Raw genomic sequence first — 26,007 nt, 5'->3', positions numbered from 1 at the left:
CTGCTGCCACCCCGGCAGGCTAGAACCACCGCTACTCCTGCAGCAGCAGATTCATGACACTCTTGAACAGCCCTCCCGGGGCGATGGTGATCGAGGCCTTGTCATGATTCAGCTCCTCAAGATTGTACTGGGTCACTTCGACGCCTGCCTCACGATACATCTCTGTGGATAATTTGATGTCATCCTCCCAGCGCGAAAGAAAGTCCTCACTGGGTGTGACATAGACAATCCGGCCCACCTCTTCCTGTATCAGTTTGGAGGCGCACCTTGGACAGGGAGGATGGGTGACGTAGACAGTACAGCCATTCAGCCCTCTCTTGGCGAAGATCATCGCATTCTCTTCGGCATGGATGGTCAGATTGAGCTTGCAGTTACGATCCGTCAGTCGTTCCGGCTTATCCTCCACCCCGGCGGCAAAGCCGTTGTAGCCCAGCGAGATAATCCGGTTGCCATCGGTAATCACCGCACCGACCTGAGAGGAGGGATCCTTACTCCAGGCCGAGATATAGGCAGCCAGCCCCAAAAACCGGGTATCCCACTTTGTCATCCGAAACAGAACCTGTTGCGGCGAAACCTGTCAGCTCTGCTGGGAGTGACTTTTCGTCCTGCAAGGCAGAGCGCACCAGGTATCGCATTTCCGGAGATGGGAGTGTTGGCGTCGGTGGGCAGAAATTCAGCCCCAACCCCCACGCTTTTATCGATTGGAGAGCTTAATCCTGAACCAGCATCACGACCTGTTATTTGTGGTTCATTTGGAACAACCAAACTTCTCTCCTCACGCCACCTCTGGCGCACTTTTCAGGGACAACAGGGGCGACCGGGTCTATCTTAATCAGGCCCTAACTCTCACCGGTGGGAGCCGCTTTCGCCGCAGCCTCTTCCATCATGCTTTTCAACTCGCCGCTCTGGTGCATCTCCAGCGTGATATCACAGCCACCGATCAAATCACCATCGATATAGATTTGCGGAAAAGTCGGCCAATCAGCAAATCGAGGGAGATTCTCAAATATTTCCGGATCCGCCAGCACATTGACATAGGCAAAGGGAACACCGCAATCCTGGAGTGCGGCGGCAGCCCGGGAAGAGAAGCCACACATGGGAAACTGGGGCGTGCCTTTCATGTAGATCACGATCGGATTACTCTCGACCTGTTCTTTGATTCGATCCAATACTTCCATCGTTTACACCTCGAATAGTCGTTTATCGTGCTTATTTGGTGTCCTTCCTGGCATTTTCAAGCACGGTTCCAATAAGGAAATTCTAACGCTTTGGCAGTTAAGAAAAAACCTCGAATCGAAAATGCTTTCTCAGTTCCAAGTCCATCACCCCCTCTAAAACCATGATACAAACATGGTAAAGTTATACCCCAGAGGATCGATATACCATAGGATCACTCTACGCGAGGTGAATTCCGGCCATTGAAATAGGGCAAATATCGCTAATATTTCAATAGTTTTCAGATCTTATTCGATTTGACAAAGTTGCACCCAGGAAGTTAAAAACAGTTTAATTATACGGATCAATCGTAATCATTCATTCGCCCAGCCCAGCAATTTGGAATAACTGAACATAGCCACGTGACCAAGGACAGCAATCCAGAATTCAAACGCCGTATCTCCCTGTTGGAAAGCCATGTGGGCTTCAAGCTGGAGACCATCCTGAAACATGCGCTCAAGGCCAGGGACAGCTATACCCTTGAGCATTCCGAGCGGGTAGTCTTTTTGGCTGAGCAGATTGGCCACCAGATGGGCCTGAATGAACACCAGATGGATATCCTCTCTTTGGCCGCCGGATTTCACGATATCGGCAAGATCGGTATTGCGGATCAGATTCTGTTGAAGCCGGGGAAGCTTTCAGGGGATGAGTACAATAATATCAAGCAACACCCCATCATCGGGGCGAACATGCTCAGAAGCCTCGGCAATCCGGTGCTTGAAGAGGTCGCCCTCTGCGTGCTGCACCACCATGAGCAATGGGACGGCAAGGGTTACCCTGACGGACTGCAAGGCGAAGAGATCCCGACCATCTCCCGAATCATTGCGGTGGTTGACGCCTATGACGCCATGACCACAACCCGCAGTTACCGGAGTGAGATCGAGATTCAACAGGCACTGGAAATTATCCGGCAGGAGAGCGGTAAACAGTTCTGCCCGGAGGCTGTGCAAGCAATTTTGGAACTCCGCTCAAAATCCCACCTCAACAGCCAGACCTGCTCTTAGGGCCTGTTAACACGAATCCAATAGGCCCTAGTTAACCCGGCGACCAATCAATGCAGCACCAAGTGCCTTTGCAGCCAGAACTCGAATAGCGCAATGTGCCAAAGCTTGCTGCCGCGGATCCGGGTGTGATGCATCTCGGGAGCCGCCAACAGCATATCGATATAAGATTGGCGAAACACCCCTCGCTCCCGGGCCGCCTGGCTGCTTAGAATATCCTGCATGAATTCAAGAAATTCCCCCCGCACATACTTCAGGGCCGGCATCGGAAAATAGCCTTTCGGCCGATCGATAACCGCATCAGGCACGATCCCTCTGGCCATCGCTTTCAACGGGTACTTACCTCCGTCCCGTAACTTCAATTCCGGTGGGCAACGGGCTGCCAATTCAACCAGATGGTGATCGAGAAAGGGAACCCGGGCCTCCAATCCCCAGGCCATGGTCATGTTATCGACGCGCTTCACCGGATCATCGACAATCAGCATGGTCTGGTCCAGATAGAGAACCGCATCGATCAGGGATTCGGCGTCACTCTCCTGCAGTCTGTTGGCAATCAGTTCGCGGGTATGGTCACCGGCGCCATACCGATCCGTGACCATTCGCAGATACTCATCATGATCCCGGTCAAAATAGTGTTTGGCAAAACGGTCGACGGCTTCTCCCTGCTTCTCCTGCATGATCTTTGAATACCAGAAGTAGCCACCAAATACCTCGTCGGCACCCTGCCCCGACTGCACGACCTTGATCTGCTGCGCCACCTGTTCGCCGAGCAGGAAGAAGGCTACCGCATCCTGTCCGAACATCGGTTCCGACATCTGCTCCACCGCCTCCGGCATGCGCTTGAGCACCTCTCCGTTGGGCACCAGAAATTTGTGGTGTTGGGTCTGATAGCGTTCGGCGACCGGATCGGAATATTCGAACTCATTGCCCTTCTCTTCCGGCTGATCCTCAAAACCAACCGAAAAGGTGCGCAGGTCTTTGACCCCGGCTTCGGCCAGCAGAGCCACCAGCAGGCTGGAATCGAGACCTCCGGAGAGCAGCACACCTACCGGTACGTCGGCAATCTCATTTCGTTTACGAACCGCCTCCCTCAATTCATCGTGTATGCCCTCCAGCCAATCCCGATCTGACATCGGACGATCCGTGCGGGTTGCACTGTAACTCCAGTAACGACTCAATCGTTGAGTGCCGTTGGCCTCAATGGACATGGTGTGACCGGGTGGCAGTTTGCGTATACCTTTGAAAATGGTGTGTGGTGCAGGCACCACCCCATGCAGGGTGAATTGATAGTGCAGTGCGAGCGGGTCCAAGGTTGTGTCCACCCCGCCCGCCGCAAGCAGCGCCTGGGTGTTGGAGGCAAAACGCAGTGCCTTGCCATTCACAGCGTAGTAGAGCGGCTTGATACCGAACCTGTCCCTGGCCATGAACAGGCTTTGTTTTTGCGCATCCCAGACAACAAAGGCGAACATGCCGGACAGGTGTTCGACACAATCCTCCCCCCAGGCATGATAAGCCTTGAGAATGACCTCGGTATCCCCATTGGAGAAGAAGCTGTAACCAAGCCCCTTCAGGGTTTCGCGAAGCTCTTTGTAGTTGTAGATGGTGCCGTTAAAGACCAGCGCAAGGTTCAACTGCTGGTCCACCATCGGCTGATTGGCATGCACCGACAGATCGATGATCGCCAGGCGACGATGCCCCAGCGCCAACGGCCCATCGCTGTAGCTGCCGCCATGATCCGGTCCGCGCCGCCGAATCTGATGATTCATCCGATCGATCGTTGCCAGCTCAGCATGGCCACCATCAAAACGCAGTTCACCACAAAATCCACACATAAATCTATCCAGTTATCCGTTTGCTGACAAAGCCCTGAAAGTGAACTATTGGGTCGCCGGGTTAATAAGCATCACGAAAAAGAGTAATCATCAATCTCCGGCACCTTAGTCTGTCCGGCAGATGACTTCAAGATAGAGTTCAAACCCGTCTGCTCGGCACCTGGTGAATCAGCCTGATTTGTTAACAAATGCCCCACCTGTTTTTCAACCTGGGTTATCATCCCCACTGACAAAATCATAAAAGGACAGGATAATGTCACGGATGACAGACCCCTCTCACACAAACCCTGAGCTGAGCCACGCCAAAGCTATTCTTCAGAACAGCTTTGGCTATCACCAATTCCGCGCCCCTCAGGAACAGATTATCGAACAGTTGCTGGGCGGCGGCGATGCCCTGGTGCTCATGCCCACCGGCGGTGGTAAATCCCTCTGCTTCCAGATTCCATCGATGATCAGGTCCGGGGTCGGTGTTGTCGTATCCCCCCTGATTGCATTGATGAAAGACCAGGTCGACAGCCTCAACCAACTGGGCATCCGCGCCGCCTACCTGAACTCAACACTTGCTCAGGACCAGGTTCGGCAGATCGAGGCTCAACTGTTGGGCGGTGAACTGGATATGCTCTATGTTGCACCGGAGAGACTCCTCACTCCGCGTACCCTTGAACTGCTGCAACAGACCCAGCTGGCCCTGTTTGCCATCGATGAGGCCCATTGCGTCTCCCAATGGGGTCACGACTTTCGCCCGGAGTATATCCAGCTCAATCAACTGAACCACCATTTTCCAGCAGTGCCGCGTATCGCCCTGACCGCCACCGCGGATAAGACGACCCGAGATGAGATTGTTGAACGGCTCGGTCTGCAGAACGCTGAAAAATTCATTGTCGGTTTCGATCGTCCCAATATTCGCTACCAGATCATGGAGAACGACGGCAACAGTCGACAGCGCCTGCTGAACTTCATCGAGAGCGAGCACCCCGGGGAGGCGGGAATTGTCTATTGTCTCTCCCGCAAACGGGTCGATGATATCGCCAACTGGCTGCAGTCCAAATACATCAATGCCCTGCCCTACCACGCGGGACTGGACAGTCAGACCCGGCAACACAACCAGAACCGTTTTTTACGCGAAGATGGCATCGTCATCGTAGCCACCATCGCCTTCGGCATGGGAATCGACAAGCCGGATGTGCGGTTTGTGGCCCACCTCAATCTGCCGAAAAGTATTGAAGCCTATTACCAGGAAACCGGTCGTGCCGGACGCGACGGCCAACCCGCGGATGCCTGGATGGTGTATGGATTGCAGGATGTGATTACCCTGCGACAGATGCAGGCATCTTCAGAAGCCGATGAGGCGCACAAACGGATTGAAAGACATAAGCTCGATGCCATGCTGGCACTGTGCGAAATAACCGCTTGCCGCCGGCAGGCCCTGCTGGATTACTTCTCCGACCCCTTGGATGCCCCCTGTGGTAACTGCGATACCTGCCTGCAGCCACCGCAAACCTGGGATGCCACTGAAGCGGCACAGAAAGCTCTCTCCTGTGTCCACCGCACCGGACAGCGGTTTGGCGTCAATTATTTAATCGATGTACTACTCGGTAAAGAGAATGATCGGATCCGACGATTCACCCACCATCAGGTCAGCACCTACGGTATCGGTACCGAGTTCAAAGCGGGCGAGTGGCGAGGTATCTATCGGCAGTTGATCGCCCATGGCCTGCTGGCGGTTGATCTGCAGAGGCATGGCGGTCTGCATCTGACAGAAAAGAGCCGCCCGGTCCTACGGGGTGAATCCAAACTGCTGCTACGCAAGCTGCGCAAAGCATCAAAAACCCGAACGCGTAAGGCGGCCGCTGACGAGTCGATCAAACCGATCGATCAGCAGATCTGGGAGGCATTGCGGTCATTGAGACTCGCTCTGGCTGAAGAGCAGGGAGTACCAGCCTATATGATTTTTCACGACGCCACACTGATGGAGATGATGGAAAGGCGTCCTCAAACCATAGACCAGTTGGCCCAGGTCTCCGGAGTCGGCGAACGTAAACTGGAGTCGTACGGAGCCCAATTCCTTGATTGCATCATCAGCCACGCGAACTTACCGGACGATCAGGGGGACACAGTATCTTTAACCGTGGATCTACTGAAAGAGGGCTGTACCGTCGAGAGCATCGCGGAACAGCGACAACTGACGCCGGCCACGGTCTACAATCACCTCGCCATGGCTATCGAACACCGGGGACTGCCTTTGGCCGAGGTATTACCCCTCTCCTCTGCGCATCTCAAAAGCGTTCGCTACGCGTTTGAAACAGTCGGCCTGGATGGCCGGCTGAAACCGGTCTATGAAGCACTGGAAGGGCAATATGACTATGGTGAACTACGCTGTATACAGGCTGCACTGACTGGAGACACAAGCTGAAGCTTGCCATTACGGATTTCATAGATGCCACCGGAAAGTGAGGTGCAACCCTTTGTTTGCAAAGGAATATGACTTATATTCCCAAACACTCCAAACCAGTTCTCATTTCTCTGCTTAAAATAACACTATTTTTTCTAATGAATTACATTCACACTTTAAGCAATAACAATTACGTCTGTTAGGAAAGATCATGGATCCTAAAAGTCTTGTGCAGAATCTTGACCGTCTTGTCTCCCTCCCTGATGTATGCATCAAGGTTAATCAGCTCCTGGGAACCTCGGACTATTCCGTGGTTGAGGTGGCCGACATCATCACTCAGGATGCCGACATCTCCGCCCGCCTGCTCAGGCTGGTCAACAGCCCTCTGTTCGGACAGCGAGCCAAGGTCGAGACCCTCTCCAGGGCGGTCACGCTGATCGGCGCCAACGAACTTCGCAACCTGGTGCTGGCGACGGCGGCACAACGGACATTCACCGGGATTCCTGAAGAGATGGTCAATATGACCGACTTCTGGCGCCATTCAGTCACCACCGGCGTGATGGCGAAAACCCTGGCTGAACAGAGCAATGTTCTGCACAGCGAGCGCTTGCTGGTAATGGGAGTTCTGCACGATCTCGGTCGTCTGGTGATCTATCTTTCACTTCCGGATGAATCAAGGGATGTTCTGCATATCACCGGTGGAGACACTTGGATACTGGCTGACACCGAACAGGAGATTCTTGGCTTCAACCATCTCGAGGTTGGCGCCGAACTGATGAGATCCTGGCACCTTCCAGAGAGCTTTATCGAGGTTGCCGGTTTCCACAACGCACCGGCGCATGCCGAAGAGTACAGACTGGAAGTCGCACTGGTACACATTGCCAAAGCGGTAGCAAACGGTTACATGGTTGGACTCTCGGTCGATGAGATGCTCTGGGCAATCGATCCGTCAGCCTGGGAGACCAGCGGATTCAGCCATCAGGATGTTTCAGCGCTGGTCACCGAGATGATCATCCGTAGTGAAGAGACCATGGATATGATCATCGCACCGGCAAGGCAAGCCCAGGCCTGAACTGACAACGGCTCACTAACCCGCCACTTCACTCCCCCTGACTCTGGTATTTGTCCAGGGTCAGGCTCCCTGTCGACTTCAGTTTCCCCTGATCTCGCCGCTCTGATTCAAGATAGCGGTCAGATTCCTGACTGCATATCCTGTTACCTCACCAGCCAAGTGGCAAACAGTCATCGCAGACGTGTAAGCTCAAGGAGAATTTTGTGTTCTTCAAACCAGGACTTCTCGAAAACAGACTCTATCTGGTCGTCGATGATTTCGGGGATATGCGCAGCATGATCAAAAATATGCTGATGGCCTGTGGTGTCAGAGAGATCAGACTTGCCAGAAATGGCAGTGAAGCCATTGAGTTGATGGAAGAGGAGCGCTTTGATGTAGTGCTTTGCGACTATAACCTCGGCGCTGGAAGAGATGGCCAGCAGGTACTTGAAGAGGCCAAGTATCGACACCTAATGGGTCTGGGCAGTGTCTTTGTCATGGTCACAGCGGAGAACACCCGGGACATGGTGATGGGTGCGGTGGAGTATGAACCCGACTCCTACCTGACAAAACCCTTCAATAAGGATTTTCTCAAAACACGCTTGGAAAAGCTGATTGCCAAGAAGCACAATCTCCTGGCAATCGAGGAAGCTGTGGAGAAACGGAACTATGCCAAAGCGGTAACGATTCTGGATGAAAAAATCGCTGCCAAACCGGCCAACTGCAACGAGCTGAGAAAAATCAAAGGCGATATTTTGGTCAACAGTGGCAAACTGACCGAAGCCAGAACACTCTTCGAAGAGGTTCTGGCCATTCGCGAGTTGCCCTGGGCACGTCTGGGCCTGGGCAGGTGCAGCTACCTGGCAGAGGATTACCAGCAGGCGACCGATGAGTTCCAACGCCTCAAGAGCCAGAATCCCAACTACACCCCTGCCTACGACTGGTTGGCGAAATGCCATAAGAGAGTCAATCAGCTGACCGAGGCCGAGGAGATCCTCAAACAGGCGGTATCCATTTCACACAAGGCGGTTCCAAGACAGCAGATGCTGGGTGAGGTTGCACTCGCCAACCACCATCAGGAGATTGCGGAATCAGCCTTCACAAAAGCGGTTCATCACGGCAAACACTCGGTCTACAAGCACCCGTCCAACTACGCCAACCTGGCCAGGGTCACAGCGGATAATCATGATGGTGCGGCCGGGCTTCAGGTTTTGAAGCAGATCAAAAAGGATTTTAAAAAAGACCCGAAGGCCGACTTCTACCAGGCCAGCGCCGAATGTCAGATTCACGAGGCAATGGGCAACGACGATCTGGCACAGGCATCACTGAATAAGGCTGCCGAGCTGCAGAAATCCTTCGACCAGATTGAGGATTCGGATTGCGCCATTGAGCTGGCTAAGACCTACAAGAAATTTGGCATGGAGGAGGAGAGCCTTGAATTGCTGAAGGGTGCAATCCTCAACAATCATACCGATGAACAGCTCATGGATGAGATCAAAATGACGATCTCGTCAATGGATATGGACGAACAGGCCCTTGGCACGATCGATACCATTCGCGAGGAGGTGTCGGCGTTAAACCGTAAGGGTGTTGAGCTGGCAAAAAATGGTCAACTCGAAGAAGCTGCAAAACTGCTGAAGGAGACATCAACTCGTATGCCGGCCAACAGAACGGTAAACCTGAATATTGCACTTGTACTGCTGATGAGTATGGAGAGAGAGGGACCCAGTCCGGCGATTATCGATGAGATCAAAGGCTATCTTGCACGGGTGGCCAAAGCAGACCCGGACAACAACACCCTGCAAAAGCTCTATGCCCGGCTTAAGACCATGCTATCGGACTACGTATAAACAGAGCAGAGAGATAAAGATGAATTTTCCCGACATTCTGGCTTCCCTCATTCATGACATGAAAAACTCCCTGGGTCTGGTGATCAATACCATTGACGATCTTGGTCAGGAGATGCAAGACCAGGAGAACCCCAAACTGGGCACCCTGCAGCATGAAGCCAGACGTCTCAACAGCAATCTGATTACCCTGTTATCCCTCTATAAAATCGATAAAGGACAGCTTACCCCCAACATCGAGGAGATCGATGTCGAACAGTTTCTCTATGAGATTTCAGTGGACAACCAGACTACAGCCAACAACATGGGAATTACCGTCAGCTATGAAAGCGAAGAGGGTTTGGTCGGCTATTTTGATGAATGGCTGATGCGGAGTGTCATCAACAGCCTGATCGGCAATGGCTTGAGATACACTTCTTCTCAAATCCTCATCCATGCCGAATTCGTGGATAACTACCTGGTTTTGAGTATCGATGATGATGGCAATGGATTTCCTCAGAGCATGATCGAAGCCCAATCGACAGAGAAGCAAAAAAAACCGCAACAGGGAGAGACCCAACTGGGCCACTATTTTGCCTCACTGGTGGCTCACATGCACAGCAATGGTGAACGCGAGGGATTTATCAAACTGGCAAACAACCAACGCTTGGGCGGTGGTAATTTCTCAATCTGGTTACCCTAGTGGTGCTTTTTCAGGCGCAACCCGAAGGGCTGGGGCTGTTTTTGCGCCCAGCGGCGTTATCATTCGCTCATGTAGCCGAGCTACACCACGCTCATTCTGCCTTGCTGGACACAAAAACAGTCCCAGCAGGGCATATTGGATTCCTGTTAACAGGCCCTAAAACGACCACAACAGGATCAATCACTCTGGTTATTATGCTCGTACTGCTGAACCAATTTGACCACCTGAACCTGGTACGAACGATACCATTTTTCTCTACCCATCTGCTGCGCTTTTAAATGGGCCTGGTCGCTCTTCCACTTAACGATCTGTTCCTTATCCCGCCAATAGGAGATTGAAATTTCTCGATCCCCCTCCTGGTAAGATTCAAATGAGATACAGCCATACAAATCCATCGCGCGAGACCTCAGCTGTGAAGCTGTATCGTAGTAGGAGGAATCTAGGTCGGCAATCACTGCTTTAAAGATGACGGCATACATACGCTTTTCCATGAGTTTCAGAAACGCTACTTAGCCACTCTCTGTATTACCCCAGCCACCGCCACCTGGCGTTTCGATGGTCAGCAGGTCGCCACTCTCCACAACCAGGTTCACCTTGCCAGCCAGCGGTTGTCCATTGTGCCGATTCACGCCAATGCCACCTGGACCGCCACCATCCATACCCCAGGGCTTGTTCCGTCTGCGTTCAGTCAACAGCGTCACCTGGGTTGGCGCGAGGAAACGGAAACTTCGCACCAGCCCCTCGCCACCCTGACGTCTGCCCTGTCCAGCCGAGTCCTTTCTCAAGGCATAACGTTCGATACGCAAGGGAAAGCGACTCTCGATCACCTCGACCGGTGTGTTTAAGGTGTTGGTCATGTGGGTCTGCAACCCGCTCAAACCACCACCCAGGCGTCCAGCTCCCATACCCCCTCCGATGGTTTCATAGTAGTCCCAGCGTCCCTCCTCACGATCACTGCCCATGGCCAGGTTATTCATACTGCCCTGGCTCGCCGCAGGAATCTCATCAGGGATCGCCTGAGCCAAGGCCCCAAGCACCACATCAACCACGCGAGTGCTGGTCTCCACATTGCCTGCCGCTACCGCCGCTGGACGACGGGCATTGAGCAGACAGCCTTCAGGCACAATCAACTGGATTGCATTGAAACTGCCGGCACAGGCTGGGGTCTGCTCAGGCATCAGGCAGCGAAAACAGTAGTAGACCGCGGCGGCGGCAACCGGTAAAGGGCAGTTGATATTACCGGGCACCTGGGGGGCCGTACCGCTGAAATCCACAATCAATCGATCTGACTTCACACTGATCCTGACTCGGATTGGAATATCCTGACTGCCCTGCCCATCATCATCCATCAGATCCTCGAATTGGTACTCTCCCGGTGGCAGTCGCCTCAGGGCATCACCGGCCAATCGCTCCGCATAGGCGTTGAGGGCATTCAGCCCATCCAGAAAGCCTGCCCTGCCCCACTCACTGATCAGTCGCTGCAGGCGTCTCAGGCCGTTCTGGTTGGCGCTGATCTGGGCGGCAAAGTCCCCTCTCGACTCAACCGGATTACGATTCTCAGCCGTGAGTTCCGCCAGGAAGTCCTCATCCAGTCGCCCCGCCTCAATCAACTTGCCGGGGGGTATGATCCGCCCTTCCTGGTGCAGATGATCCGAGACAGGCATTGAGCCTGGAGAATCAGCACCGATATCAGCATGGTGAGCCCGATTGACCACAAATGCGCTTAACAGGCCGTCACAAAAGAGCGGCGCGATCAGTGTTACATCCGGTAGATGAGTTCCCCCCATGAATGGATCGTTGAGTACTACCATATCCCCATCCTGCCACTCGATTTGAGCGATAATATCCGCCATCGCATAGGCCATACTACCGAGATGTACTGGGATATGGGCCGCCTGGGCAGAGAGCTCGCCGACCGCGTCGAACACCGCACAGGAGAAATCCAATCGATCGCGGATATTGGGAGAGAAGGCGGCATTGCGCAGCACCGCACCCATCTCATCGCATACCGCTTCGAGCCGGGATGAAAATATACTCAGTTCAATAGGATCCATTTCAAAGTCGTCATCAATCAGTCAGGCAGAGATGCTAATATTAACCCGGCGACTGCCAGTTAGTGTTAACAGATCCTAACTATTTTCCCTCACATCCTATCCAGTTGCATCCCCGCCATGGCATGGATAGAATAGCTGACCATTCTACTAGGTTTTTATCCTCCCCTGAGCTCATGGGAGGATCGAGAATTCAATAACGCGACAACAAAGGAGTATTAACTCATGGCACATGAACTACCTGCCCTGCCCTACGCAATTGATGCCCTGGAGCCGGTGATCTCCAAAGAGACCCTGGAGTTCCACCATGGTAAGCACCACAACACCTATGTGACCAATCTGAACAACCTGATACCGGGGACCGAATTCGAAAACGCTTCCCTGGAAGATATCATCATGAAATCTTCCGGTGGCGTATTCAACAATGCGGCTCAGATCTGGAACCACACTTTCTACTGGAACTGCCTGCGCAGCCCGAGCGATGATAACGCTCCCACTGGCGCACTGGCAGACGCCATCAACAACACATTCGGTTCATTCGACGAGTTCAAGAAAAAGTTCGCCACCTCCGGCGCCACTAACTTTGGCTCCGGCTGGACCTGGCTGGTACAGAATGCAGACGGCAGTCTGGAGATCTTCAACACCTCCAACGCCGGATCTCCGATGACCTCCGGTAAAAAGGCACTGCTCACCGCCGATGTCTGGGAGCACGCCTACTACATCGACTATCGCAATGCCCGCCCTGCCTATCTTGAAGCCTTCTGGAAGGTGGTCAACTGGGATTTCGTTGCCGGCAACATGAGCTAATCCCCACAACTCCCGACACAGCACTGTGTCGGGAGAGTTAACCGGCCGTATTCGATCTCCCCCGCCTTCCTCAGCTTTCTCTAATCTTATAAACCTCTACAGCTCAACACTGTTTTTTTCTCAAAAGTGTCACAGCATCGGCATCAGCAGGAAATAAAGCCCTTTTATGGTGGCAGCCGGTATTCATGGAATCCGAATCAAGCACCATAATAATCTGAGGAATCGAGTATGCGATTGAAAAAGATGCTACAGACACTGCTAATCATCACGACAACCACCATTATGGTGAGCGGTTGTTTTGCCGGGAACAGAGAGAATCGAGAGGATGACGAGCGCGAATATGAGCGGGTTCGTCTGAGTACCCAACTGGGACCCCGCCCTTTCTACCTGGTCAACGACATGGACGAGAGCGAACTCAAACAGGAACTGCAGGCCTGCAGTAAAAAGAAGAAGTTTAAAAAGAGCGACTTCTCCATTGGTCACCGGGGCGCAGCGATGCAGTTTCCGGAACACACCGTGGAATCTTATGTCGCCGCAGCGCGCATGGGGGCCGGCATTCTCGAGTGCGATGTCACCTTCACCAAGGATCGGGAACTGGTCTGCCGTCATTCACAGTGTGACCTGCACACGACCACCAACATCCTGGCAACCCCACTGGCGGCAAAATGTTCCCAGCCCTTTGTTCCGGCTGAGCTCGATCCGACCAGTGGTGAGGTAATCACCCCGGCCTCTGCACGCTGCTGCACAAGTGACATCACCCTGGAGGAGTTCAAAACCCTGCAAGGCAAAATGGATGCCGCTGATCGGACGGCAACCAGCGTTGAGGAGTATCTGGATGCCACGCCAAGCTGGCGTACAGACCTCTATACGGGCAACGGTACCCTGATGACCCACGCCGAAAGCATCGAGCTGTTCAAACAACTTGGCACAAAGATGACCCCTGAGCTGAAGTCTCCCAGTGTCGATATGCCCTTCGAAGGTGACTACACCCAACAGGATTACGCTCAACAGATGATTGATGAGTACAAGGCCGCCGGTGTAAAACCCAAGCGTGTCTTCGCCCAATCATTCAACCTGGACGATGTACTCTACTGGATCAACCATGAGCCACGTTTCGGCCGACAGGCCGTCTACCTGGATGGCAGTGACAATCCGGACCAGGCCAAGCAGACCATCGACATGATGTCCTACCTTGCGGAGCAGGGTGTGAACTATTTGGCGCCTGCCATGTGGGCCCTGGTTACCGCTGAAAATGGCGAGATCGTACCTTCCGAATACGCGATTGCGGCAAGAGCCCATGGTATCGACCTGATCACCTGGACGCTGGAACGCTCCGGCCTGCTGGCGAGCGGCGGTGGCTGGTACTACCAGAGCATCAGCGACGTCACCGACAACGATGGTGACATGCTGGTGTTGCTGGATGTGTTGGCACAGGATGTGGGTATCAAGGGTATCTTCTCAGACTGGCCGGCAACTGTAACCTTCTACGCCAACTGCAAAGGCCTGTAAGTTACTTCAGTTGGCTTGCCAGGCAGATTCTCAGGGAGGAGGATCTGCCTTCAATCGACCGACATCACCTTGATCAGATTGGTGCCACCGGTAGCCTGGGTGGAGCCACTGGTTGCAATCACCACGTCGCCCACCGTCAACAGACCGCGATGTTTCGCCTGTTCGATGCAGTAATCCACCTTCGCCTCATCGTTATGATCTGCGGCATCGAGCATCGGTATCACCCCCCAATTCATGCACAATCGCCGGGTTACCCTGGGTGAATGGGTCACCGCCAGGATCGGGCATTCAGGACGGTGCTTGGAGATCAGACGCGATGTGAAGCCACTCTCGGTAAGACTGATAATCGCCGCCGCATGCAGCTGATCAGCCATGGTGACCGCTGAATGGCTGACCGCCTCCGTGACCACATTGGAGGCATGGGGCAAAATATGCTGCAGATAGCCATATTCACGTAGCGAAGCTTCAGTACGCACCGCTAATCGTTCCATGGTGCTGACCGATTCGACCGGATAGTCTCCCATCGCGGTCTCACCGGAGAGCATCAACGCGGAGGAGCCATCCAGAATGGCGTTCGCCACGTCACTGGCTTCAGCCCGGGTCGGTTTAGGGTTCTGCTCCATCGAGGCCAGCATCTGAGTGGCGGTAATCACAGGCTTACCGTTACTGACAGTGATACGAATGATCTTCTTCTGCATACTGGGCACATCCGCCAGCGGCAGCTCCACACCCATGTCACCCCGAGCCACCATGATGCCGTCAGCGGCACTGACGATCGATTCCAGATTCTCAATACCGGAGCGGTTCTCGATCTTGGCAATGATCGGGATTTTACTCTCCCGCTCAGCCAGGATCTCTCTCATGCGTTCAATTTCCACTGCCTGTTGGATGAAGGAAGCAGCGATATAGTCCACCTCATTCTCAGCGGCGAAAGTGAGCTCCTGCAGAATATCGTCACGCTGAGCAGTCTCGACCGCAGTCATCGATAGCTGGGTATTGGGCAGATTGACCCCTTTGTTCTCTTTCAACATACCGCCCAACACCACGCTGCAACGGATCTCATCTCCCGCCACATCGTCAACAGTCAGCTCCATGGCGCCATCATCGAGCAGGATCACATCACCCGGCCCCACCTCCTGGCTGAGTCGATGATAGGTTACCGATACCCCTTGCTCATCGCCGATACGATCGTCTGTATAGAGTGAAAAATGGCCACCCGAATGCAACTCGACAATGCCCTGCTGCAGCGGTCCGGTGCGGATCTCAACGCCCCGGGTGTCGATCATGATGGCGACTGGAATCTGCAGGTTTTGCGAGGCCTGCCGGATCCGTGTGATGCGTTGTTTGTGCTCTTGATAACTGCCGTGTGAAAGATTCAATCTCGCCACACTCATCCCGGCGCGGATCATCGCCTCGAGGGTCTCCACACGATCCGAGGCCGGCCCGATGGTTGCGACTATCTTGGTTTTTCGTATCAATGGGATGGACATGAGTTATTCTTTATTTGACGGCTCCTCTTAAGGAAGCCTTTGATGAAACACGCGACAACATGATACCGCCCTGCCTGTCGCCAGAGTGTTCCACATCCATCAAAATGTCAAACTATAACCAAAGCACGGAACGGCAGGCCGCTTTCCTGTTCTTTCGGCCTGGATGACAATATACCTCCGAGGCCCGCATGAATGACTGATAGTTTTTAAACACCATTTTACCAATGATCCGATGCGCCTTTGCGGTTGGATGTATACCATCCCAAAACAGATACCGATTCGGTTTTTTACAGCTCGAGGGCTGCTGATCCGGCATCACACAGGCATCTTCGACATTGGATATTTTAAACGCTTCGGGATCGTCAGCGATCTGTCGGGTGCTGCCAGCAAAGTCGATGCGAATGATTTTCAAGCCTGGAGAACTCTGTTCCAGTACATCGAGCAGGCCGGCCAACTCACTGTTGAATTTGGCGGAGAGAATCGCAGCGCTCATTGTTGCCCCGGGCAGTATGGCGTCCAATCTGCTTATCGCAGGCGTTATTGAGATATCGGGTACGTTGGCAACCATCAAGGTCGTTGCCCCGCCACTGTAGAGGGCAATCACCGCATCTGAGATTGCACTCAATGCATTGGCGATAATCTCCGCACTGAGCAGTCCGCTACTGTCCTGCGCCAAGACCGACACCGCATCCCGCACATCATTGCCGCCAAGCGCTAAAACATAGAGTGCACGATCGGCAACCTGACCCTGGGCATCCGCCTGGAACATGCCCAGCTGACTTACCAGGTTGACAGACTGTCCGAAATCCCTGGCTCGGGCACCACCAACCGCATAGTTGGTCATTTTCAGCTCATCCTTGTTCTCCCCTTTGAAGGCTGGCCCTGCGCTCTCCTCCAGATCGAGTTTTTCGGCAAACCGCTCCACCCAGGTTTTTCCGTTACTGAAATGGTTTCCACCCCTGGCATAGGGTGCATCCGGTACCAGAAACTGATCGAGGGCGCTGTAGGGAGGTTTCAGCGCATTACCGGTCAGATAGAAAGCATTTCCCGGATCGGAGAGACTGTCACCAAACACCACCAGACGTTCGAAGTGTTTAGCGGCTGCCGCCAACCCCGGGGCGAACATTAAGCCGATAATCAGATTGACCAGTAAGACTGCAGAAATCCGCCTCATTAATATGAACTCCCCTTTTATTGTCAACCCGGCACACTGTGGCTGAATGTGCCCCATGACGCAGCCGGGTTTACCGATCAACGGCAAGCCGCCATCACGGCTCTCGCTTTATTAAAGAGAGTTTGATGGCAACAAGCCGCTGATGTTCCCTGGGTGTTGATGATTCAGCCGCCACCGCGTCTGAAGCTTAGCTCAAATCTGGTGAAAAAATCTGTGACCTGCTGTGGCGAAGCGGTATGAAAGGTAAAATCGACCTGGGTACGGGGCATTGTCAGAGAGCCCATTCTGACAACCTGCTCCTCGCCAAGTGAAATCTCCAGGTGCAAACCGTCCCTGGTGATCACAAACCTCGTTCCCTGATCTTCCACCCTTATCGGATAATCGCGCTTCATGGGCTGAAGACTGCGCAGAAAGTCACGATGGCTGATCGCCATCAAGCGGGTTTCCTGATGATCCACCGCCGTGCTCAACCCCCGGCGACAGGAGGCCAGAGGGCAATGCTGTCCCCATCCTTGAGGCTATGGATATCTCTTTGGGAAGGCGGTAAGAAAAGTCCGTTGCATACCACCAGGTGGGCCTGCTCCCTGGGTACCTGATACTTGTCCATCAAATCGTAGACCGTCGATCCTTCAGGCATTTCCACCATCACGGCATGCTCACTGGCAGCAGCGGGCAGATAGCTCATCAAGCTTGCAAAAAGCTTAAACTCCACCTGGATCATGGTGACACCACACACCCAAGATAGGCCTCCATGAGTCGGCTTGGATCCTTCATCAAGCGCCCTTTCCACTCCCCCAGTGGAACCCGACTGCGGATCAGCCCACGTAGCACACCGATATGCTGGGTGTGCCCCAGACTGCTTGCACCGACCAGGTAGTCCCCATCGAACTCCAGTCGGAGATAGCGGTAGTTCTCCCGATCAAGCAGCACAGACTGCTCCCCATTATCCACCCCCATCCACTGTCCGAAGGAGGATGAGATCAGCCCCAGGGTGTCGAGCACATTCATGTTCAGACTGCCACGATGCTCAACGGCAGAGTCGCTGACCATATTGATTGCCGCCATCCGGCCATGCTCAACTGAAGTGGGTTGAATCGCCTGAACCTGGTTCAGGCCGGTGGAAAAATCCAGTCCCTGGGCCACATCACCGGCCGCATAGATATCCGGGAAGTTGCTCTGAAAGTGGGAGTTGACCACGATACCGTCATTGACCTCGATGCCAGAGCCTTCGAGAAACTGGGTATTGGCCCGTACCCCCATCGCGGTGATCACCAGATCGGCTGTCAGGCTCTCACCGTTATCCACAGCGAGCTGCAACCCATCCCCCTGCTGAGTGATGCTGGTAACCCCGGCATTGGTGTGCACATCCACTCCTTTGCTTTCACACCAGCCCTGCAGCAGCTCACTGGCTACTCGGTCCATCATTCTGGCCACCATACGCGGCGCCTTCTCCACCACCGTCAGATTAACCTGCCGCATCACCAGCGCTTCCAGGATGATGCAACCGATGAAGCCGGCGCCTATCAGCACCACGGAGCTGCCAGGTTGGGCCCGTTCCACGATTGCCCGGGTATCCGCCATGGTCCAGCAGTTGTGCACCCCGGGCAGATCGATACCCGGTATCGGTGGCTTCAATGGGGTTGCTCCCGTGGCAATCAGCAAACGGTCATATTCCAACTCAGAGCCGTTCTCCAGCACAATCCGTCTATTCTGTGGATCAACCCTACTCACCGGTCCATCAACCAACTCGATCTGGCGTTCCGCATAGTGACTGTCGTTCTGCCTCAGATAGGTACCATGCTCTTCGATCTTCTCAACCATCAGATAGGGGATCGCCATCCGCGAATAGGGTGGCTCCGGTTCGCCACTGATCAGCGTAATACGGCATTGGGGATCTTCTTCACGCAGGGTATCGCAGGCGGTAACGCCTGCCGGACCCGCGCCGATGACAACATAATGCATTCACTAACCTCCTAAAACCGTGCCCCCTTAGAATGGGGGCACGACCATGAGCAATCTTCAGCGATTGATTAACCCAGACCGAGACGTTTTCGAGTCTCGTCTGTCGGCACCCCATCAGTGCTCCAGCCGCGTAGCTCATAGTACTCGGGCAGCATCTGATCCAGGTCGTTGACCCGACCCTGGGCAGGTCCTACATTCGCCGCTTCCTTGAGCAGGCGTTTCGGCAGAGTGTCATCTGCAGCGGTCAATCCCGCCTTCAGATTGAACTCCCGCTCCATGTTCCAGACCCGCTCACCCAGCTCCGCCATCCGCTCGGCAGTCCACTCACCCTCACAGGCGCCATCCACCTGAGGTGCGATATCCTCCAGGGACCAGGCAAAGGTGGTAAAAAGACACAAGCCACTGGAGTCCACGGCCGCCGTGGCATCCTGAAAGGCCTTCACCAGACCAGCCTTACCCTCGGTTGCCAATGGATCGGTCTTCTCAGGGATACCCAGCACCTCTGAGGCAACGGTGTAACCCCGCAGATGACAGGCTCCGCGATTGGAGGTGGCGTAAGCCAATCCCATGCCCTGGATACCCCGAGGATCGTAAGCCGGGAACTCCTGACCTTTGACGGTCATGGAGAGCTCGGGATGGCCATACTTTTCACAAAGCCGTTTCGACCCCAGACCGAGATCCTTGCCAAATCCTTCACCACTGACCAGCGCTTCCACGGCCCAGACCAGACTTTCAGCAGAACCGAATTTCAGCTCATGTCCGCCGGTTTCCGCCGTGCTGATGGCGCCGATTTTATAGAGCTCCATTGCCGCTGCGACCGTAGAACCAAACGAGATGGGATCGAAACCGTCTTCGTTGCAGATGAAGTTCACATAGGTCAGCGCATCCAGATCATCGACACCGGTATCCGGGCCCAGCGCCCAGGCGGCTTCATACTCAAGGCCACCGGAATTGCCCCAATATTGGGGTTTGCTCTCAACCGAGAAGTGCCCCTTGTCGATGGTTGAAATACGCCCACAGGCGATGGTGCAGCCGAAGCAACCTGCGTTGGTGGTCAGATTGGGTTTACCGTCGGTGGGTCGATTCTCATGCATCGCCTCACCGGAAACATTCTGCGCACCTTCGAACTGTACCTCTTTCATGTTACGGGTAGGCAGGGCGCCAATCTCATTGATTACATTCATCAATACCTGGGTACCGTAGGTCGGTAGACCCTGCCCGGTAACCGCATTGTCTGCAAGCACCTGCTTGCCCGCATTGACCGCCTGCATGAACTTCGCCGGATCTTTGATATTGCCAACCCCGAGGGTGCCGCGTATGGCAACCGCTTTGAGGTTTTTCGATGCCATAACCGTACCCACACCGGATCGACCGGCGGCACGATGCAGATCATTCACAATCGCCGCATACAGGCAGCCCTCTTCAGCTGAACGACCTACCGCAGCAATTCTCAGCATCGGATCCTGATGTGTTGCATGCAGCCACTCGTCTGTCTCCCAGACACTTTTACCCCAGATCTCATCGGCCGAACGCAGTTCTGCCTTGTCGTTGACAAGATAGAGATAGACAGGATTGGCTGAACGGCCTTCAAAGATGATCATATCCCAGCCAGCGTTATGCATCTCAGCACCAATGAACCCACCGGAGTTGGAACAGGCGATGCAGTTGGTCAACGGACCTTTGGTGACCACAGAATATCTTCCTCCAGTAGCCGCCATGGTGCCGGTTAGCGGACCGGTGGTCATGATCATCTTGTTTTCAGGACTGAGTGGATCAACCTTTGGATCGATCTCTTCAACAAGATATTTGCTCGCCAGGCCGCGCTGCCCCAGATACTCCTGCGCCCATGCCATATTCAATGCTTCCGTAGCGCAAGTGCCGTTTGTGAGGTTTACCCGAAGTAATTTTCCAGACCAAGACATATTGAGTACCCTCCGATTACGCTGTAGCTGTCGAGCCAGCGTCAGTTTTACCTGCCCATTGGCGCATTTTTTCAAATCCGGTCTGATCCGAATCCACATAGGTGATGGCCCCTGTCGGGCAGGCCTTGGCACAGGCCGGATCGCCGCCGCATAGGTCGCACTTGGTTACCTTGCCGGTTCCGGTGTTGTAGTTGACCGTACCGAAAGGACAGGCAATGGTGCAGACCTTGCAGCCAACGCACAGTGAGGCGCTGACCACTTTTGCGCCGCTGTTCACATCCAGTGAAATAGCATCGACCGGGCAGGCCTGCATACACCAGGCTTCGGCACACTGTGTACAGGTGTAAGGCACAAAACGACCTTCATGGTGAAAGGTAAAGACCCGTATCCTCGATTTCGAGGGATTAAAGATTCCCTCATTTTCATAGGAACAGGCCATTTCACACTGAACACATCCTGTGCACTTATCCGCATCAATAAGCAGGGATCTCTGCATGCTTTTATTCTCCTTCCTTCATGGGCATACCTGCATTCGACAGGCACAGCACTTCAGGTTGAGTCTCAAATTGATATGAAACAGTCGGCATCACCGATTGTTTTCGCGATGATAATACTGACTGGCCGGGCACAAATATGCCGGCAGCCGAATATGGATTGACTATGAAAAAAGTACATACACAGTAGTTTTGAAATATTATGTATCTGTGTATTTAACCGTTGGTTTTTTTCTAGAGTAGTTGGGAAATATTTTTTCTACAACTAATTTCTGAGCGAGAATCGCATCCAAAAAACGGCGGGGAAAATAACGACAAATAATGACAACAATGCATAGCGGAATGACAAAATGTCACGTATAGGGAACACGGATCGGAGCGGCCAAACGAGCCAATCCGTGGACGCAGTCTACCGGCTCAAATGAGAAGCCTGGCGAATAACAGGCTGTAATCCGCACTTCAACTTCAGCGCAGTTCGTGACTGAGAGTTCTGTCACCTTGAACGATGGTTTAACTTCCGCGTAACAGGGAGATGAAGACTTCTGCCACATCGTTATTCAGATTGGATCTCGTGCGGGCAATCCACAGCGTCCGTTTGATCCTAAGACCCTGGATTTTGATGTGGTAGAGCGAGCCGTTTTGCAACCCATCATCAACGGTGAATCTCGGCAGGAAACTGACATGCCGACCGTGTTGCAGCATCTCCACGATTGTATCGGTAGAACCCACCTCCATCGTCACCGGCAGACTACTGACACCAATATCCTTCAGCGCCTTATCCAGGGTCAGACGCATTGATGAACGGGCTTCCCTGAGCACATAGTGAAGTTTTTCCAGATCGGTCACCGGCAACAATCCGCAACCCCAGAGGGGGTGGTCAGGGCCGCAGACCAGTACCAGCTCATCGTCAAGCCACTTCTGTACCAGGATATCGGGATGATCCGGGGCCTGTTCCAACAGCGCAAGATCGGACAATCCGGTTGCCAGGCGTCGCTGAATCCGTCGCGAATAGCCCATGCGACTCTCGATGTTGTATTGGGGATAGAGTTCGGCGAACCTGAGCAAAAGATCGGGCAGCATATGCTCACCGATGGCAAAGTTCACTTCAAGACGCAAGCGGTTCTGCCCGCTGGAGAGGGAGTTGAGATCATCCAGCAGGCTGAGCTGGTGATCGAGTACCAGACAGGCATACTCATAGACTTTTTCACCCGCCGGGGTCAGCTCTAAGCGTCTGCCTTCACGATGCATCAGAGCTACCCCATAACAGCTGTCCAAACTGCGCAGTCGCTTGGTCACCGCAGGTTGCCCCACTTGCAGAACTTGAGCGGCCGGTGAGACACCACCCCGCTCAACCACCGCTTTAAGGGTTGCCAGGCTGTTCATATCAGGCAGGCTTCTATATTCCATATGGGAATATTAAAACATTTTTATTTATTTGAATAGATAGTCCAAAAAAGGCATTATAGCCCCCTCTTTCGCTGGCTGGTATAGCGAATAGACCTGCCCCAGGACTTCTTTGTCTTTGCAGTAACATTTCCAATCAGGAATGAAGCGAACCAACAGAACAGCTACAGGTTGTCTGTTGTTTTGCTATTTCAACCGGCCGACAAACGACCAATCTCATGGAGTAATATCAAGTGAACGCGTTGCCGACTACCCAGCAACTGAGCCCGGCTAGGAATCGCCTATCGATCAAACAGATGGTTGCCGGAGGCATCTTCATGGCTGTTGCCCTGGTGCTGGCAAACCTGGTGCCGACCATCGAGATCGCCTGGGTCAGTGTGATTCTGCTGCTCACCATCTACCTGTTTGCGTTTGAAGTTGTCGCCGTGGATGTGGCGGCCGCCAGCATTATGGTAGTGCTCGGTCTGACCAGTCTACTGGCGCCCTTTATGGGGCTTGAGCAGGGACTGGTGAACAATCAGCACCTGTTCGACGGTTTCTCCTCCAATGCGGTGATCTCGATCATCGCGGTGATGATCATTGGCGCCGGATTGGACAAGACCGGCATCATGGGCAGCGTTGCCGCCTTCATCCTGAAGATCGGCGGCACGACCGAGAGCCGCATCATTCCGATCATCTCCGCTACTGTCGGATTCATCTCCTCATTCATGCAGAACGTTGGTGCAGCCGCCCTGTTTCTGCCGGTAGTCTCCCGTATCTCCGCCCGTTCGGGACTGCCCATGTCACGCCTGCTGATGCCGATGGGGTTCACCGCCATTTTGGGCGGCACCATGACCATGGTTGGCTCCAGCCCGCTGATTCTGTTGAACGATCTGATCCTGACTTCCAACAAGGCGCTGCCAGAATCTCAACAGATGGAGACCTGGGGACTCTTCTCCGTGACCCCGATCGGCGTTGCCCTGATCCTCACCGGGATCCTCTATTTCGTCATTGCCGGTCGTTTTGTGCTACCCAAAACAAAGAGTGAGAGCAGTACCAGCGGGACTGACCCAATGCAGTACTTTCAGGACGTCTATGGACTCTCCTACCATCTCTCCGAAATGGTGGTCACCGATGACAGCAGTCTGATCGGTAAGGAACTCGATGAAGTGGAGACCCGCTACCGGGTCCGCATCATTGCCACCAAGATCTCCGGTGAAGCCAATCGTATCGGCCCGGGCGCCCTGGCCCGTGATGTCGCGATCCAGGAGGGCATGGTACTGGGTGTGGTTGCCGACCCGGAATCGTTGAACAACTTTGTCACTACCTTCAACTTGAAGAAGCGCGACACGCTGCGTACTTTCTCCGGCGATCTCTCTGCCAATAAGGCCGGTATCGCCGAGGTGGTGATTCCCCCCAGCTCCTCGCTGATCGGTAAAAGCGCCCGGGATGTCTGGATGCGTAAAACCTACGGTCTGGCGATGATCGGCCTGCACCGCAATGGCGAAACCATGCGGGAAGGCGAGGATATCCGCAACATGCCTTTCATGGCAGGCGACACCCTGGTGGTCCATACCCCCTGGGATGTACTACCAAGAATCGAAAAAGATAAGAACTTTGTCGTGGTAACCACAGAGTATCCCCATGAAGAGTTGCGCCCGCACAAGATCGGATGGGCGATGTTGTTTTTCGGTATTGCCCTGTCGATGGTACTGTTTACCGACATTCGTCTCTCCGTCGCGCTGCTGACCGGCGCCATGGGCATGGTGCTCTCCGGGGTACTGAATATCGAAGAGGCCTACGAGGCAGTCAGCTGGAAAACCGTTTTCCTGCTCGCATCGTTGATACCCTTGGGTCTGGCGGTGGAAACCACCGGAACCGCAAAATGGATCGCTGAGCAGGTGCTGTTTGTGGTTGGGGATATGCCGATCTGGGTGATACAGCTGGCCGTTGCCATCCTGGCTACCTTCTTCACCCTGGTGATGTCCAATGTGGGCGCAACCGTACTGCTGGTTCCCCTGGCGGTTAACATCGCCATCGGCGCCGGCGCCAATCCGGCTGTTTTTGCACTTACCGTGGCAATAGCAACCTCCAACTCATTTCTCATTCCCACCCATCAGGTGAATGCCCTGATCATGGGACCGGCGGGTTATCGGGTCGCGGATTTCATGCGTGCCGGCGGCATCATGACCGTACTCTTTCTGACAGTCATGATGTTGGTGATGAACCTGGTTTTCTAAACCAGCGATTCCATCTACCGGCATCTTATTCAGCACAACGGCCGTCCTACAGCAAGCTACCAAACAAGCTGCAGGACGGCTCACTGCGTTCTCTCTTTAGATCATCCAAAGTTTGGGGCTGGCAAACACTTTCCCTGTGCAGGGACGTTCCACAACCTGGATAATACAAGGTTGCAGCAAGTTGCCACCAAATGTCATACAGTCAGGCCCGGCTCACCAGATGAAAAATTAAACAACAATCAAATCAAGGCCGGATTTGTTGCCGTATAAGAATTAAAGTAGTATCACAGTTCCACAATTAACAAGAATCTTATAATCTCCTGTATCGTAGAATCTCGCAGCATAGAAATCAGCCGGTCATGGTAGACTCTATTGCGAGAGTTTTTGTTTTATTGCAGAGCACCGCATCGGCACATGTCAGATACTCGAGTCATCAAACGCTATAACGCTTACTACAAAGGCTGGTGCCTGGCGTTTGGTGAGCATACAGCGGATTACGATGATGCACGGGAGATCAGCTGGCTGTTCGGTGAACAGCGTGTGGGGTTGATTCTCTCGACCAATCTACTCAAACGTGCGCAGCATGAACTACTTGGTCACCAGTCGATTCCCGAGCTTTTGCTAAGCGACCAATCCGTTGCCTTCAATAGCTTCGACTTCTCCCTGCAGGACAACATCGATCTGCAGAATGTCCAGAGGTTCAAAGAGTTTCTGCTGGGCGGGGATGAGTTGCATATGTTCCTGAGCAATCATCTGATCTATCCGTCCAAGACCCGTATCCTTACCTTTTCAACCCAAAAGCCCCTGATCATCATGTACAAAGAGATGCAGCCTTTGAAGCTGACCATTCAGTAGCTCCAAGCGCCTCAGAGTCACCAACCATTCCAGATCAATTCGCACAGGATCAAACTCTGATACCCTGCTTTTAGGGGGCCTGTTAACACATTTTCAATCA

At 53.6% G+C, this 26,007-nt stretch carries 22 protein-coding genes; 9 read left to right on the top strand and 13 right to left on the bottom strand.

The genetic code is table 11. From position 1 onward, the window contains the following. Positions 1-31: 31 nt before the first annotated feature. Together AC4IE8_RS01565 and grxD are read right to left on the bottom strand one after the other, a co-directional pair. The gene (locus AC4IE8_RS01565) at positions 32-547 is read right to left on the bottom strand and encodes a deoxycytidylate deaminase (RefSeq protein ID WP_068990525.1); all 516 of its coding nucleotides are present in this window, start codon (positions 545-547) and stop codon (positions 32-34) included. Between the two features lie 292 nt (positions 548-839). Next, the gene (grxD, locus tag AC4IE8_RS01560) at positions 840-1,178 is read right to left on the bottom strand and encodes a Grx4 family monothiol glutaredoxin (protein ID WP_068990522.1); all 339 of its coding nucleotides are present in this window, start codon (positions 1,176-1,178) and stop codon (positions 840-842) included. A gap of 399 nt (positions 1,179-1,577) precedes the next feature. Between grxD and AC4IE8_RS01555 the strand changes: the two genes are divergently transcribed. Next, entirely contained in the window at positions 1,578-2,219 is a 642-nt protein-coding gene (locus tag AC4IE8_RS01555; RefSeq protein WP_068990520.1) for an HD-GYP domain-containing protein, read from the top strand. Between the two features lie 47 nt (positions 2,220-2,266). Here AC4IE8_RS01555 and AC4IE8_RS01550 read toward each other — a convergent pair whose 3' ends face one another. After that, positions 2,267-4,048: an N-acetylglutaminylglutamine amidotransferase gene (locus AC4IE8_RS01550; protein ID WP_490790137.1), complete on the bottom strand. Its 1,782-nt coding sequence runs from the start codon at positions 4,046-4,048 to the stop codon at positions 2,267-2,269. A gap of 253 nt (positions 4,049-4,301) precedes the next feature. Here AC4IE8_RS01550 and recQ point away from each other — a divergent pair, with 253 nt between their 5' ends. The 4 genes from recQ to AC4IE8_RS01530 all read left to right on the top strand — a co-directional run bounded on the left by recQ (position 4,302) and on the right by AC4IE8_RS01530 (position 10,020). Then, complete coding sequence (recQ, locus tag AC4IE8_RS01545) at positions 4,302-6,461, top strand: DNA helicase RecQ (protein WP_490790136.1); 2,160 nt, start codon at positions 4,302-4,304, stop codon at positions 6,459-6,461. Positions 6,462-6,651: 190 nt separating this feature from the next. After that, entirely contained in the window at positions 6,652-7,512 is an 861-nt protein-coding gene (locus AC4IE8_RS01540) for an HDOD domain-containing protein (RefSeq protein WP_071891812.1), read from the top strand. 203 nt (positions 7,513-7,715) lie between these two features. After that, entirely contained in the window at positions 7,716-9,341 is a 1,626-nt protein-coding gene (locus AC4IE8_RS01535; protein WP_490790135.1) for a response regulator, read from the top strand. A gap of 19 nt (positions 9,342-9,360) precedes the next feature. Further along, positions 9,361-10,020 (top strand): sensor histidine kinase, encoded by a 660-nt coding sequence (locus tag AC4IE8_RS01530; protein ID WP_490790134.1) that lies wholly within the window; start codon positions 9,361-9,363, stop codon positions 10,018-10,020. A gap of 176 nt (positions 10,021-10,196) precedes the next feature. Here the strand turns inward: AC4IE8_RS01530 and AC4IE8_RS01525 are convergent, their stop codons facing one another. Next, the gene (locus AC4IE8_RS01525; protein WP_490790133.1) at positions 10,197-10,511 is read right to left on the bottom strand and encodes an antibiotic biosynthesis monooxygenase family protein; all 315 of its coding nucleotides are present in this window, start codon (positions 10,509-10,511) and stop codon (positions 10,197-10,199) included. 18 nt (positions 10,512-10,529) lie between these two features. After that, positions 10,530-12,074: a hydantoinase B/oxoprolinase family protein gene (locus AC4IE8_RS01520; protein WP_490790132.1), complete on the bottom strand. Its 1,545-nt coding sequence runs from the start codon at positions 12,072-12,074 to the stop codon at positions 10,530-10,532. A gap of 222 nt (positions 12,075-12,296) precedes the next feature. Here AC4IE8_RS01520 and AC4IE8_RS01515 point away from each other — a divergent pair, with 222 nt between their 5' ends. Both AC4IE8_RS01515 and AC4IE8_RS01510 read left to right on the top strand, forming a co-directional pair. Beyond that, positions 12,297-12,878 carry a superoxide dismutase gene (locus AC4IE8_RS01515; RefSeq protein WP_068990503.1) on the top strand — a complete coding sequence of 194 codons (582 nt, stop codon included), beginning with the start codon at positions 12,297-12,299 and terminating at the stop codon, positions 12,876-12,878. A gap of 228 nt (positions 12,879-13,106) precedes the next feature. Continuing rightward, positions 13,107-14,387 carry a glycerophosphodiester phosphodiesterase family protein gene (locus AC4IE8_RS01510; protein ID WP_068990500.1) on the top strand — a complete coding sequence of 427 codons (1,281 nt, stop codon included), beginning with the start codon at positions 13,107-13,109 and terminating at the stop codon, positions 14,385-14,387. 50 nt (positions 14,388-14,437) lie between these two features. Here AC4IE8_RS01510 and pyk read toward each other — a convergent pair whose 3' ends face one another. The 8 genes from pyk to AC4IE8_RS01470 all read right to left on the bottom strand — a co-directional run bounded on the left by pyk (position 14,438) and on the right by AC4IE8_RS01470 (position 22,836). Continuing rightward, positions 14,438-15,877: a pyruvate kinase gene (gene pyk, locus AC4IE8_RS01505; protein ID WP_083226021.1), complete on the bottom strand. Its 1,440-nt coding sequence runs from the start codon at positions 15,875-15,877 to the stop codon at positions 14,438-14,440. 112 nt (positions 15,878-15,989) lie between these two features. After that, on the bottom strand, positions 15,990-17,051 hold the full coding sequence (locus tag AC4IE8_RS01500; protein WP_490790131.1) for an SGNH/GDSL hydrolase family protein: 1,062 nt from the start codon (positions 17,049-17,051) through the stop codon (positions 15,990-15,992). Positions 17,052-17,215: 164 nt separating this feature from the next. Beyond that, positions 17,216-17,509, bottom strand: a complete 294-nt coding sequence (locus AC4IE8_RS01495) for a MoaD-like domain-containing protein (protein WP_068990496.1) — start codon at positions 17,507-17,509, stop codon at positions 17,216-17,218. 8 nt (positions 17,510-17,517) lie between these two features. Continuing rightward, on the bottom strand, positions 17,518-17,787 hold the full coding sequence (locus AC4IE8_RS01490; RefSeq protein ID WP_490790130.1) for a MoaD/ThiS family protein: 270 nt from the start codon (positions 17,785-17,787) through the stop codon (positions 17,518-17,520). After that, a complete protein-coding gene (locus AC4IE8_RS01485) occupies positions 17,769-19,013 on the bottom strand; it encodes an NAD(P)/FAD-dependent oxidoreductase (RefSeq protein ID WP_068990490.1) in 1,245 nt (414 codons plus the stop codon). The genes AC4IE8_RS01490 and AC4IE8_RS01485 overlap by 19 nt, the downstream gene beginning before the upstream one ends. A 68-nt stretch (positions 19,014-19,081) precedes the next feature. Further along, entirely contained in the window at positions 19,082-20,935 is a 1,854-nt protein-coding gene (locus AC4IE8_RS01480) for an aldehyde ferredoxin oxidoreductase family protein (RefSeq protein ID WP_068990487.1), read from the bottom strand. 16 nt (positions 20,936-20,951) lie between these two features. Then, the gene (locus tag AC4IE8_RS01475) at positions 20,952-21,431 is read right to left on the bottom strand and encodes a 4Fe-4S dicluster domain-containing protein (RefSeq protein ID WP_068990484.1); all 480 of its coding nucleotides are present in this window, start codon (positions 21,429-21,431) and stop codon (positions 20,952-20,954) included. A gap of 508 nt (positions 21,432-21,939) precedes the next feature. Beyond that, positions 21,940-22,836, bottom strand: a complete 897-nt coding sequence (locus AC4IE8_RS01470; protein WP_490790129.1) for a LysR family transcriptional regulator — start codon at positions 22,834-22,836, stop codon at positions 21,940-21,942. Positions 22,837-23,129: 293 nt separating this feature from the next. Between AC4IE8_RS01470 and AC4IE8_RS01465 the strand changes: the two genes are divergently transcribed. Both AC4IE8_RS01465 and AC4IE8_RS01460 read left to right on the top strand, forming a co-directional pair. Further along, the gene (locus tag AC4IE8_RS01465; protein ID WP_490790166.1) at positions 23,130-25,052 is read left to right on the top strand and encodes an SLC13 family permease; all 1,923 of its coding nucleotides are present in this window, start codon (positions 23,130-23,132) and stop codon (positions 25,050-25,052) included. A 414-nt stretch (positions 25,053-25,466) separates the two neighbouring features. Beyond that, positions 25,467-25,907, top strand: coding sequence for a hypothetical protein (locus tag AC4IE8_RS01460; RefSeq protein WP_068990475.1), 441 nt, complete (start codon positions 25,467-25,469; stop codon positions 25,905-25,907). The last annotated feature ends 100 nt before the right edge of the window (positions 25,908-26,007 follow it).

Source organism: Candidatus Thiodiazotropha sp. AKAK2 (genome assembly GCF_058244685.1).
The sequence above is the reverse complement of the archived record's forward strand: the minus strand, read 5'-3'. Positions and strand labels throughout refer to the sequence as shown.

Excerpts from the sequence above, each read along its gene's own strand:
- AC4IE8_RS01515 (WP_068990503.1), top strand. The coding sequence starts at position 12,297 with ATGGCACATGAACTACCTGCCCTGCCCTACGCAATTGATGCCCTGGAG.
- AC4IE8_RS01540 (WP_071891812.1), top strand. The coding sequence starts at position 6,652 with ATGGATCCTAAAAGTCTTGTGCAGAATCTTGACCGTCTTGTCTCCCTC.
- AC4IE8_RS01510 (WP_068990500.1), top strand. The coding sequence starts at position 13,107 with ATGCGATTGAAAAAGATGCTACAGACACTGCTAATCATCACGACAACC.
- AC4IE8_RS01480 (WP_068990487.1), bottom strand. The coding sequence starts at position 20,935 with ATGTCTTGGTCTGGAAAATTACTTCGGGTAAACCTCACAAACGGCACT.
- AC4IE8_RS01520 (WP_490790132.1), bottom strand. The coding sequence starts at position 12,074 with ATGGATCCTATTGAACTGAGTATATTTTCATCCCGGCTCGAAGCGGTA.
- pyk (WP_083226021.1), bottom strand. The coding sequence starts at position 15,877 with ATGTCCATCCCATTGATACGAAAAACCAAGATAGTCGCAACCATCGGG.
- AC4IE8_RS01475 (WP_068990484.1), bottom strand. The coding sequence starts at position 21,431 with ATGCAGAGATCCCTGCTTATTGATGCGGATAAGTGCACAGGATGTGTT.
- AC4IE8_RS01470 (WP_490790129.1), bottom strand. The coding sequence starts at position 22,836 with ATGGAATATAGAAGCCTGCCTGATATGAACAGCCTGGCAACCCTTAAA.
- AC4IE8_RS01460 (WP_068990475.1), top strand. The coding sequence starts at position 25,467 with ATGTCAGATACTCGAGTCATCAAACGCTATAACGCTTACTACAAAGGC.
- AC4IE8_RS01550 (WP_490790137.1), bottom strand. The coding sequence starts at position 4,048 with ATGTGTGGATTTTGTGGTGAACTGCGTTTTGATGGTGGCCATGCTGAG.
- AC4IE8_RS01530 (WP_490790134.1), top strand. The coding sequence starts at position 9,361 with ATGAATTTTCCCGACATTCTGGCTTCCCTCATTCATGACATGAAAAAC.
- AC4IE8_RS01525 (WP_490790133.1), bottom strand. The coding sequence starts at position 10,511 with ATGGAAAAGCGTATGTATGCCGTCATCTTTAAAGCAGTGATTGCCGAC.
- AC4IE8_RS01485 (WP_068990490.1), bottom strand. The coding sequence starts at position 19,013 with ATGCATTATGTTGTCATCGGCGCGGGTCCGGCAGGCGTTACCGCCTGC.
- AC4IE8_RS01465 (WP_490790166.1), top strand. The coding sequence starts at position 23,130 with ATGGTTGCCGGAGGCATCTTCATGGCTGTTGCCCTGGTGCTGGCAAAC.
- recQ (WP_490790136.1), top strand. The coding sequence starts at position 4,302 with ATGTCACGGATGACAGACCCCTCTCACACAAACCCTGAGCTGAGCCAC.
- AC4IE8_RS01500 (WP_490790131.1), bottom strand. The coding sequence starts at position 17,051 with ATGAGGCGGATTTCTGCAGTCTTACTGGTCAATCTGATTATCGGCTTA.
- AC4IE8_RS01565 (WP_068990525.1), bottom strand. The coding sequence starts at position 547 with ATGACAAAGTGGGATACCCGGTTTTTGGGGCTGGCTGCCTATATCTCG.
- grxD (WP_068990522.1), bottom strand. The coding sequence starts at position 1,178 with ATGGAAGTATTGGATCGAATCAAAGAACAGGTCGAGAGTAATCCGATC.